Annotated in this window: 7 protein-coding genes; all 7 read right to left on the bottom strand. The window is 39.6% G+C overall.

What is annotated here, in order from left to right; translation table 11 throughout:
• Positions 1-16: 16 nt before the first annotated feature.
• Positions 17-1,768, bottom strand: a complete 1,752-nt coding sequence (locus DWZ47_RS14955) for a RagB/SusD family nutrient uptake outer membrane protein (RefSeq protein ID WP_004309816.1) — start codon at positions 1,766-1,768, stop codon at positions 17-19.
• Between the two features lie 31 nt (positions 1,769-1,799).
• Entirely contained in the window at positions 1,800-5,015 is a 3,216-nt protein-coding gene (locus DWZ47_RS14950; RefSeq protein WP_032855968.1) for a SusC/RagA family TonB-linked outer membrane protein, read from the bottom strand.
• Between the two features lie 112 nt (positions 5,016-5,127).
• A complete protein-coding gene (locus DWZ47_RS14945; protein ID WP_004309818.1) occupies positions 5,128-6,162 on the bottom strand; it encodes a FecR family protein in 1,035 nt (344 codons plus the stop codon).
• A gap of 126 nt (positions 6,163-6,288) precedes the next feature.
• On the bottom strand, positions 6,289-6,852 hold the full coding sequence (locus tag DWZ47_RS14940; RefSeq protein WP_004304646.1) for an RNA polymerase sigma-70 factor: 564 nt from the start codon (positions 6,850-6,852) through the stop codon (positions 6,289-6,291).
• Positions 6,853-7,142: 290 nt separating this feature from the next.
• Entirely contained in the window at positions 7,143-8,336 is a 1,194-nt protein-coding gene (locus DWZ47_RS14935) for a glycoside hydrolase family 88 protein (protein ID WP_004304645.1), read from the bottom strand.
• Between the two features lie 4 nt (positions 8,337-8,340).
• Positions 8,341-10,005, bottom strand: coding sequence for a heparinase II/III family protein (locus DWZ47_RS14930; RefSeq protein ID WP_233525058.1), 1,665 nt, complete (start codon positions 10,003-10,005; stop codon positions 8,341-8,343).
• Positions 10,006-10,243: 238 nt separating this feature from the next.
• The gene (locus DWZ47_RS14925; RefSeq protein WP_004320858.1) at positions 10,244-12,043 is read right to left on the bottom strand and encodes a RagB/SusD family nutrient uptake outer membrane protein; all 1,800 of its coding nucleotides are present in this window, start codon (positions 12,041-12,043) and stop codon (positions 10,244-10,246) included.
• Positions 12,044-12,051: the final 8 nt, after the last annotated feature.

The following is a 12,051-nucleotide window of genomic DNA, read 5'->3' as shown; positions in this document are numbered from 1 at the left end:
ATTCTTTAATAGTTGATTAATCGATTTGTTTCACACTATAGATACCGGCTTCTTCTTTAGTCATTTCATTGCCGCCTCCGTATCCCGGATTTTGCTTCAAGACATTGCTGACAGAAATTGACTTTTCCGGAATAGGAAAAAGCTCATAATGATCGTCGTTAGTAGGTTTATGATCCCACCAAGAACCTGTTGTATACAACCCCCAACGACGAAGATCGGTACGACGACGCTGTTCACCCAGAAACTCGACCATCCACTCATCAAGAATCCGGTACTTGTCGATATTCGTTTCGGTCACCGGATCAGGATCGGCTTTATTCTCGAAATTGCGTTTACGCACTTCATTGAAAAGATTGGCTGCTTCTTTTTTATAGCCGCTTCTATATTTACATTCAGCAAGCATATAATAGATTTCAGCAAAACGAATAACCGGATAATCCGGATTAAAAGCAATGGTTTTGTCGATATTGTCGGGAACCGGTAGTTTGCACAAACGTATTCCGGAATTCTCTTCCCCAGTACTTATATTGGAGGGAAGCTCATTCACTGAAGAATATTCTCCATCTTTCACTTTCTTGAATTGTGCCACCTGATCGACAAATTCAAGAACCTCACCCGGATATTCGTACAGTCCCGTACACTTCACCTCTGTACCACTTCTTGATGTACGCTGTAATTTTCCATAAAGGAACATTCCTTCGTATTTTCCATTCCCTTTATACAAGTACAATTTTTTACGAAGATCTTTATTGTTGAATTTGGCAAAGGGTCGCCCGAGCTTATCCGTATAGGGATCCCCATTGGGTTTAAGAGACGGCTGAAGATGCATACCATTAGTAGAGGAATAGCCGCTTAGATCAAAATAGTTCTTTGCATTATAATGATTATAGCGTTCGAACTGCCATTGAAACAAAGTGCCTTTTGCATATTGCGACTGAACAGACCACATTACTTCCTTAGATTTATTATTGTCGAAAGTGAAAGGACCGAACCAGTCTTCCTCCAATTCGTAATAACCGTATTTGCCATCTAATAGATCCTGGCAGACCTGCGCACATTCAGCAAAACGGTTCTCTCCCATGTAGACTTCCGCATTAAAATATAACTGAGCAAGAAGGGCGGCGGCAGTTCCTTGACGTAAATAGCCTTCTTCCAGCATATCTGCTCTTTTTTTCTCTAATTTGGGAATAGCGGCAAGCAACAGTTCTTCCACATAATTAAAGGTTTCGCGTGCAGTGGAACGTGGAACTTCCTCGGTAGTAGAGCGCCGGTAAATAGGCATACCCCCATAGAAATCAAGTCCCCGCAGATAAAAATAGGCAACCAATGTCTGAAGTTGCATCTGATGATCTGCTTTCAATTCTTCCGTCATGCCCAGTGATACATAATCCACACCGGATAAGTCTTCCTTACAAGCTAAAGCCATTGCCACTCCCATGCCTACCCCACGCCAGGTTTCTTCGTTGTTGGGGTGAAGAGGTGTCCAGTCGTGATGCTGCAGTTGGGAATATCTGACATCATTGTAATGTATTCCTTTTTGTGTGACACACATCTCATCTGTTGTACATTCTTGAAGAGTGGCACGGTCGAATCCGTGAAACCAACGCCAATGTGTGAAAGAGCGTACCAAGAAAGAATAAACAGTTTCCTTAGACGTGAAATAAGTGTCCGGAGTGACTTCGGAATACCACTTCTCATCCAGATTTGTACAACCGGATGACACCAGAAGGGTGAGGAAGGAGATAATGATTAAAATATTTCGTCTCATATCATTTTATTAGTTTATAGGTACTTTAATATTAGAATTGGATTTTCATACCAACGGTATATCTACGAGTTTCAGGATAAATATTATTAAACCATTCATAACCAGGGTCCAGTCCGTTGACATTCACTTCCGGATTAAGTCCTGAATATTTCGTGAAACATGCCACATTCCGGACGGTCAGGTAAAGATCAATCTTATCTATATATTTCTGCCACTTTTTCATGTTAAGAGAATATCCCAGACTAATGGCGTCTATCTTTAAGAAAGTGCCGTCCTCAAGCCAGTAATCGCAAAGCTGCTTTACTTCTTTGATGTGCCGGTTGTCAATGTACGCATTGCGAAGAACGTTCTGGCCTGCTACTTCAGAAAGTCCATAGTACATATTTATGGTATTAAACACGTCGAAATCGATCCAGCTACGCAGGTTGATACCTAAAGAGAGGTTCTTGTAAGTGAAGGTATGATCCCATGATACCATCAATGCAGGAATAGCATTACCGATGTACCGCTTGTCATCATAGGTCTTCTTATCGCTAAGAATCACATTGTCGTTCTTATCATACAGAAGCCATCTTCCATTATCCGTGATACCGGCATATTTCCAGATATAATAGCTTCCGATCTTTGTTCCTGCTTCAATTCTTCCGGCTGATCCGTTCGTTCCCGGTGACGGGAATCCTACACGATCCTGGTAAGTATTATTCCCCCACAAAGAGGTAATTTTGGAAGAAGAATGGGATAGACGCATGGTAGTTGTCCAGTTAAAGTCTTTCGTTTTAACAGGCACTCCGCCAATCTCAAACTCCCATCCGGTATTCTCAAGATTACCATAATTCATGGTCGTTTTCTCGTAAACGGCGGGAGGATTGGGTACACTGATATTGTATAACATTCCGGAAACTCTTCTTTTATATATATCGAACTTTCCAAAAAGCCGGTTATTCAGAAACGCATAATCCAAACCGATGTTAAGCTCTGCTTTCTTTTCCCAATGCAAGTCATTATTGACATTACGAGCCGGTCCATAAGAAGTGATCCATGTACCGTTATAAGGCCACATTGAATTGGAGGAGTACATGGCTGTGGATGCTCCTGCAGAGAAATTGTTATTTCCCGTCACACCATAACCGACACGTACTTTGAGGTCATCAAGAAAACTGACATCATGCAGAAAGGCTTCATTGGATATACGCCATCCACCTGATACAGCCCAGAATGTTCCCCAGCGATGATTCTTTCCAAATTTGGAAGATCCCTCATGACGAACACTTCCGGTAACCATATAGCGATCTTTATAGCTATAATTCGCCCGACCAAAGAAGGAGATAAGACGTTCACGAGGATATTTGTGAGAAGACATAGCTGCTTTTCCATCAGAAAGCCAGCTGCCTGTTCCCATATCCCAAGCTCCTACTCCATCCACAGGGAAATCGTAGTTAGACATATCAAAATTTTCAGAATTGTTTTCCCAATAGCTATATCCGGCCACCGCACTGACTGTATGGTCATCTGCAAAAACACGCATGAAATTAATGGTAGGTTCAAAAGAAACATTGACTGTTTTACTATATCCGTGAAATCCCTTTCCTTTATAACTTCCATTCAAAGACGTTCTGTGTAATGCGGATACATAATGCGTCTGTTGATACTGGCGATCTTCCCAGCCGAGAGTGGCTTGTGCCGAAAATCCGGCAGGCAGATTGAGCTTTACCGTAGCATCCGCCTTGAGCCATTTATCAACATTATCCGTCTGCTTGAGCATAACTTCCGCTAATGGATTGTAATATTCACTACCACCAACCAATACATTATAGCCTGTTTCACTAGTACTATCATAAACATGTTCCGTTGGATTCATCTTCAATGCCATGTCGAAACAGGAACTACTGCTCCGCTGATCCCGATGTGCTTCACGATATTCTGTATGTAAGCCTATTTCCAGCAAGTCATTGAGAAGATTAAAGTTTGCATTGATACGCCCCGAATAGTCTTTACGATTATCGCCTATCGCAATACCTTTCTGATCCTGTGCCATAATAGTGGCATATATTCTGGCTGTATGTCCCCCTCCCGAAAGGGTGACAACATGGCGCTGGGAAAGTGCTCCCTCATTTAAAAGTTCACCGTACCAATCGGTAGACGCTCCCAAATCTGTTCCTACACCGAACCTCGCGAAAGCATCGCGATCCAGGACCTGTGGTCTTCTGGAAACTTGTTCGGTGGACAGCTCGCCTGTATATGATAATGTGATAGGACCTTCTTTCGCTTTCTTGGTAGTCACGAGAATGACACCACCAGCTGCCCTTGTTCCGTAAATAGCACCTGCAGAGGCATCCTTCAAAACATCAATGGATTGAATATCTTCCTGACTGATAGAACGCAAATCACCACCAGGAATTCCGTCTATCACAATCAAAGGGGAAGAAGAAGCATTGATGGAAGCTACCCCACGAAGCTGGAAACTAGCAGAGGCATTCGGACTGGAAGTTTCGGAAACATTCATACCGGAGATTTTTCCTTTCAGAGCAGTCGCAATGGTAGAGCCTCCCAATCCAGTCACTAAATCTTTTGAAGATATGGAAGTAATGGAGCTGGTCACAGCACGTTTCTCCATTGTTCCATAACCGATAACGACTACTTCATCCAGCAACTGATGATCTTCTTTTAATACCAAAGACAAGCTTGTCCGATTTCCCACCTTTACTTCAAGAGACTGAAAACCGATATATGAAATCAGTAATACAGCATTTGACGCAACTGACAGGTTAAATTTTCCATCCAAATCAGAAACTGTACCTTTCCCGACCACTCCTTTCTCCTGAATACTGGCACCAATCACCGGATCTCCATTCGTATCTACAATCACTCCTTGTATCTTTTTCGAAGTTGCTTCCGTTTGCTCTTGTTTTACCGGTACGGGAACCAGAACGATATACCCTTTTTCTATCTTGTAAGTAAACCCCGTTCCCGCGAGCAACTTATCCAAAACAATAGAGAGTTTTTGTTTCTTAAAATCAACACTCAATGTCCGATTCACATCTATTTTAGTCCGACTATAAGTAATGCTTAATTGAGTCTGACTTTCAATAGCATCAAAAGCTTTCAACAAAGTTATGTTTTTTCCGGCAATAGTAATCAACTGATTCTGCCCATAGATAGTACCCAAAGGGACTATAAAGAATAAGGTTAACAATAAAATACGCAAATTACTGGTATGTTTTATAGTAAAATAAGAATTAAAATTCATACTTTTGTATATTAAATGAATACTACATTTAAGGTTCACTATTTCCTAAAATTTTAAATGATAACGGTATTTATTTCGGGTTGGACAAAAGGATCAGTTTTGTCCAACCTTTTTATGGATGGGTACCTCCTTTCTTACTCTTATTCGCCGGTGAAGCAGCTGTCAGTATCACAACCTTATTGTCTGTGACCTTGCTTTCCATACCTCCGACGGTCATTGTTACAATATGAATTGCTGCTTGAAGAGGTTCGCCCTTTCTAAGCTTAATGGTATATAAATCATTTGTGTATAAATGCGGTTCTGCCTTTATTTCTACATTATAATGTCGTCCCAATGTGTTCAGAATATCCTCCAGATGGCAATCGACAAAATTCAATTCACCACGTGTCCAACCGGAAGCCATCATCACATCTATTTTTCGTTTTTCATAATTCTTAGTCAGGTGATTGTATTCAAGTTGTTCACCGGGAGTAAGAATAAAACAGCTGTCTGGTGCCAGCAGGTTATTGATTTGCACTTTTCCATTTTCAAGAGTTGTAGTCGTTTTCCTGTCTTCCGAATATGCCTGTATATTAAACTTCGTACCTAAAGCACGAACTGATAACAAAGATGTCTTGACAATAAACGGATGTTTCTTATCCTTATGGACATCAAAATTCGCCTCTCCGGAAAGATAAACAGTACGTGTATCGCCTCGAAAGCTTTTCGGGTAAATGATACTGCTCTCCGAATTGATCTGTACCTTTGTCCCATCCGGCAAAGTCAATTCTCCCCGTTCACCCATGGGAACAATATATTCTACCAATTTGCAAGAATCAGTATAATCATTTATATAATACCACGATAATAGCACTGAAAATAAGGGGATTAATATCATAGAAGCAATGCGAAGAAGTGGTTTGATTTCCCAATGCGGTTTTATTATCGGATTTGCAAGTCCCGCTTTACGCCGGACCTCATACCATGAACGCCGGGTAGCCTCATCAGGTTCAGCGATGATATTCATCCACTCTTCCTGTATAGCTTCTTCTTTATCTTCTGCATCAGCAGGAGAAACCAGCCAACGCCAAAACTTCATCTGCAAGGAGTTTTGCAGGGGATGGCGAACAAAAAAATGTATTAGTTCTGATATGCTTTTCTTCTTCATGATTTTATCCGTTTATTAATAAGATGCACGAGATAGAATACACACACAGTCTAAAAGCTATTTTTTCTACTTTTTTTGAGAAAGGAGAATAAAAGAAGAGTTTTTGTCAATAGGAAGTGGTTTTATTTAGAAAAGATAAAAGTGCTTCAGCATCTTGCGGATATCAGCCAATGCTTGTGTGAGATGGTTTTCTACAGTCCGTTTGTTTATTGCAAGCAGTTGCGCTATCTCATCATTGTTTTTGCCTTCTTTACGGCTCATCTCATAAATTCTTTTTCGTTGGGCGGGCATTTGCTCTACCGTATGCTGTATCAACAACAGTAATTCTTCGGCAAACATATTTTCTTCGATGTTTCCCGCACCCTCATTCTGCTGACGGGAAAGATTCTCCTGTTGCTTTTCTCCATATTCATTCACCAAAAGTATATGTCGTAAATGCTGATACACAGCATTCCGGGAAGTCCGATAAAGGTAGGCATTCAGATTTTCGATTTTTGCCATCTCCTCACGCTTCTGCCATAGTTTGAGGAGAATATCTTGTGCAAAATCCTCTGCCGTTATATCATCCTGAAGCAAACCGGATATAAAACGTTTCACTCTCGGGAAATAACGCATAAACAAAACCTCAAAAGCTTTCTCATCTCCTCGTGACAAAGCTCTCAACAGTATTTGCTCTTCTGTAAATTCCATTTGCAACTATGGTGTTTAAGTATTAGTTGCAGCAAATATAAGAATTTTCCTATTAGCAATGAAATTAGATATTCCTTATAGAAAAGTTTCAAGACAAATATAGCCGAGTTGTATTTCACACCCGGCTATATTTGTTGGGGAATACACCATTATTAATCAAGAAGAAACGACTAGCTATTTCCAAATAGACCGGAATTTATGACTGCAAAAGCCTGTATCAGTATCTTACATTGATTTAATGATTGTATATATGCTTTCGATTGACTGTTTCAATGTATCATAAATATAACTTATTCGTCCAATACTTCTTTTTTATACTTCAATAAAGCTTCAATAAAATAATAATCAGCATAAGTTTGTGGAACATCAACCTCTGATTTTCCCGGTAAACTACCAACGCTATGTTTTAACAAAAAACAATGATTGGTTCCACCTCTTGCTAAGTATTCTTCAGACGACAGTGTCCTCAATTGTTTCTGAGCAAAATTTATATATCTGTTTTTCTCCTTTTCAGATACATATTTACTCAAATCTATTAATCCTGAAGCCATAATAGCAGCAGCCGAAGCATCGCGATAATCATCCGGAATTGCAGAAGAATCAAAATCCCAATATGGTATACCATCTTGAGGCATAGCAGGATGATTCATTATAAAGTTTGCAATGTTTCTGGCCTGATTCAAATAATTATCATCTTTTGTATAACGATACATCATGCTATATCCATAGAGTGCCCATGCTTGTCCACGCGCCCATGAAGATTCATCACTAACCCCCTGAACAGTCTGCTTCTTCCGGGTACTCCCATCAGCAGGATCATAATCTACTAAATGATAACAACTGAAATTCTTCCTAAAATGATTATTCTTAGTGACATTGGCATGACTACATGCGATATGATATAATGAATCATTGTTGGTTTGTTCAGCCACCCATATCAAGAGTTCCAAGTTTAACATATTATCTATAATAACAGGAAATCTCCATTCCGGATCATCAAAATCCCAGCTTTGTATACACCCAATCACAGGATGAAAACGAGTAGCTAAAGATTTTGCTCCCTGAACTAATACTTCCTTATATTCCGGACAACGGGTAATACGATAACCATTACCATAACTGCAAAACAACTGGAATCCTACATCATGATCACTCGTCACATATTTAATGGAATCTAGCATTTCTGTATACTTTTCAGCCAAATGATAAATATCCTCATCACCGGAATACTCATACAAATACCAAAGAGTTCCAGGATAAAATCCACTACACCACCAATATTTATTAGATGTTTTTAGTCTACCATCCTCACTTATGGACCGAGGAAATTGCCCCTCTGGAAGTAATTGAGCCATACCTTTGTATTGTTCTACAGCAACAGGCATAACTCTGTCTATCAATTGTTTCATAGACTCTTCTTCCTGACGCTTCTGACAGCTTCCCGCAATCAGAAAAAATAATAAAATAATCAACAAGTGTTTCATGATACTATTGTTTGGGTTCTAAATGTACTTTCAGCACTACATCTTTCTTTGGAATACTTATCTGATATATAATGGCAGTAGCAGCAGGCGTTATCGCATTTTCCCCCAAACTAGTATTAGCATTAATCGTAGTACTTTTCGCTTCGGGATTTAGTCCGACATACTCCACCCAAACACGCAATTGTTTAGTATCCTGTGTCAGTAGAAACTCTTTCTTGTCTTTATCCATTGTAACAGCTGCATTTGTAATCATCCGCCATTGTGCAGAAGCTGACCCTTCATCAGCTCTTAAAGTATCCACAATTGTCAGACTCCGATCATCAGACAAATAAATTCTACGTTTGAACTTATTTAATGAAAACTTACTACCGCTCACAGCATTATAGCTATAAGTGTCTTTTAAATCCAATTCAGCTCCCCGCTGACCTTTTTCATCAAATGTCTCTGTAAAGACAGCAGCACCATCCACTTTTTGAGGACTATTATTTATAAAGAAAGTACTATGGCTCGTAGTTGCATAACGCCCCAATCTCCAACGATTCGAATTTTGAGTCATCGTCCAGAAATCTTTTGTTTTAGCCTCTACACTCTCATAATTGGCATTCCCAAGATCAACACTCCATCGCACACCATTTACTTCGTATACAAAAGAACCTATATCCATGTGCCCATGACTAGTATCCGGTTTCCCTCCTTTTACACCAAAAAAAGCTGCATTATTGTCCCCCCAAGCCGAACGAGTCAAATATACGGGAGTCAGACCGACACCAAAATAAGTTTTTTTAACAGTGATAGGGATAGAAGATATATCCAAATCCTTTGTATATACCAAGACAGAAGGAAGCAATCGATTGGTTTCCAGATTATTTTTAATATGTTCCATTTCCCAATAAAGCAAAGAAGGATCCTGTTTTTTAGCGGCAAAATAAAACATAGCCGTACTGGTACTCACCTTTTCCGAACAGTCTGAATAATTAAAACACTTCCTGGAAGGTCCTACCATATGGAAATAATATTCTGCTGATTTCTCAAAAGCGTTCGCATCTGCAAAAGTCGTCATACCGACAGTTTCTAATGCACAATTAAGCATAGCCTGAAAACTTGTTCCATAATCCCAATACATGAAACCTTCTCCATAGGTGCCGTCAGGTTTGTAAGCCTCCAAAGCACGAGGAATAGTCGCATAACATTTATCTATAATCTTTTGGGCTTTTTCAGGAGCTTTATCGTAAATAGCCAGTGCCCCAAATACCAATCCGGCATTACATACTTGATTCCAATTACCAGATCCATTGTAAAAATTATCATACTCTTTATCCAAAGCCGTATCAAAAGCTTTTTCTTCAATACTCTTTTCAACAAGTAACCGAGTCTCTTCCGGCAAATATTGGTAAAGCCAATCATAAGCGATAGCTACGCCCATTGTCATCTCACCTACATCCAAATAATGCGACGGATGCCAGTCCTTGAATGCACATACTGCATTCAGTTCTGAAATAGCTCTATTCAGATAAAGATCCATCTTACTCATCCTATAAGCATAAGACAAAGAATAAAGATTCTGCAATACCTGGCGAGATACATAAAGTAAACGTGTACCCGTCAATACATATTCAGAAGGAGGAGTATTTACACATTTATTAGCTTGAATAAAAACTTTCTCACTCACTCTTTTCAATTCGAGTGAATTTTGTAGATTTTGTTTTATCTTTTCCTCTTCCCCCTCTTTTAGCAACAAACACGGATGGGGCATTTCTTCCCGATTTGGGAAATCAGAGGTTATAGACTTTACCTCCTCATCCGAACAAGCAAAACAATTGATCGCCAAACAAAACAGTAAAATAATTATATTATTTAAATGCATGATTATCTTCATTTTATTAATTAAATTTCATATTATTCATTCTTTAATAAAGCCATCCCGGAGTAGGAACAAGATTCGGATTACGCTGCACCTCTGCCATGGGAACCGGCCAAGGCCACAGATAATCATTCCAATACCACATACCATGACCAACAGTTCCCCACATATTTTTGAAACTGTTGGATTCTTTTCCTTGAAACTTCGTCTCTTTATAAGTTCCCCACCGCACTTCGTCGAGAAAGTTTATGCCTTCAGCACACAACTCAACCCGACGTTCGTACTGAATACGCTTGCGCATATCTTCTTTCCCCATTACTGCATTGTAACCACTACCACCATTAGTAAGTAACGGCATATGAGCACGTTCACGAATTCTATTCACTACACTGATTGCATCCCCTAAACGTCCGTCTTCATTTAACGCCTCCGCATATAATAACCAGATATTCGTATAACGAATCAAAGGCCAATCTTCATCACAAATGATACGGTTAAGGTTACTGTCATCCGTCACCACAAACTTTCGATAAGTGTAATTACAATAGTAACGTGCATCAGGCCAGTGGTCACCAGCAGCATCTCCATTTCCAGCAATCAGAAAAGGCCAACGAACTGTTTTAGCAGATTGTTTACCTCCTGTATTAGCATAACAAAGTGTAGTGGTAGAAGGAGCAAAAATAGTCTGCATCAAGCGTGGATCACGGGTAGAGTATGCCGTAAGAATTCTAGCTTCATTCCCCTCATTCAAATAATATTTATCCCAAATGGCTTGCGACACTCGTCCGATAATGGATTTTTTCGCATTTTGGAAATCAGTATTCATATTTGTATTCATTCCATCTCGGACAAAAAATATCTCCCTTTGCGCAGGCGTCAATTTATCCCAATCGGGGAAAATATCAGTCCATTTGAAAGGAGAGCCATCGGCATTCTGATAGGAATCCACAAAATCAGCATTCGGCTGTATAAAAGTCACTGACTGTAAGGTAGAACGGCAACCAAATATAGCCTGTATACAATCACTATATCCTACAACTGCATCAAACTGAATAGGGAATATCATTTCTTTATCACGTTCATTTTCTTTCTTAAAGAAATCTATATATTCTCCTTCCCATAATCCATAACCACATTTTCCTACCTGCTCAAAATCCGCTATCGCCTTCTTGTAATCTTTTTTCCAAATATACACAATACCACGTAATGCATAAGCCGATCCCTTAGAAGGACGCCCATAGTTTTCTTTTAATGTATTATTGGGCAAATTTTCTTCTGCAATGCAATCATCCAAGTCATCTAATACAGCCTGCCACACTTCATCCACTGTGTTTTGTGTTTTCGTACATTCAGTTGTCACAAACGGTTCTAGATATATTGGTACTCCCTGAAAGAGAGCATTTAACCAATAGTAAAAATAAGCACGCAAAAATTTACATTCTGCCACCAAGCGCTTATATTTAGCCTCCGACATAGTTGCTTTGTGTAAATTAGCTATTGCATCATTACATCGATAAATGCCTTCATAAGCAGCTTTCCATTCGTTAGCAAAGAATTCATCACTTGCCGATGGAGACATATTTTTCAGATAGGGTTCATGCTGTGCATTACTTGTAAACGAGACAGCTTCAACCCTAAAACGTCCTATAGCTTCTATCTTTCCCGGAACAGTGGTAACCGCCGAATTAGGGTAGAAAACCTTATAGATACCCGCAACTCCTGCATCTGCCAAATCCTCTGTAGTCCACATTTGTGCACTACCTATGGCTGCCGTAGATTTTGTATCCAAATCAATACATGAGATTGCACACACACACAACAATGATATAAATATAATTTGTTTCATATATAGCT

The organism is Bacteroides sp. AF32-8BH (assembly GCF_003435205.1).
Classification (GTDB): Bacteria; Bacteroidota; Bacteroidia; order Bacteroidales; family Bacteroidaceae; genus Bacteroides; species Bacteroides ovatus.
This window is presented reverse-complemented; position numbering and strand designations above follow the sequence as displayed.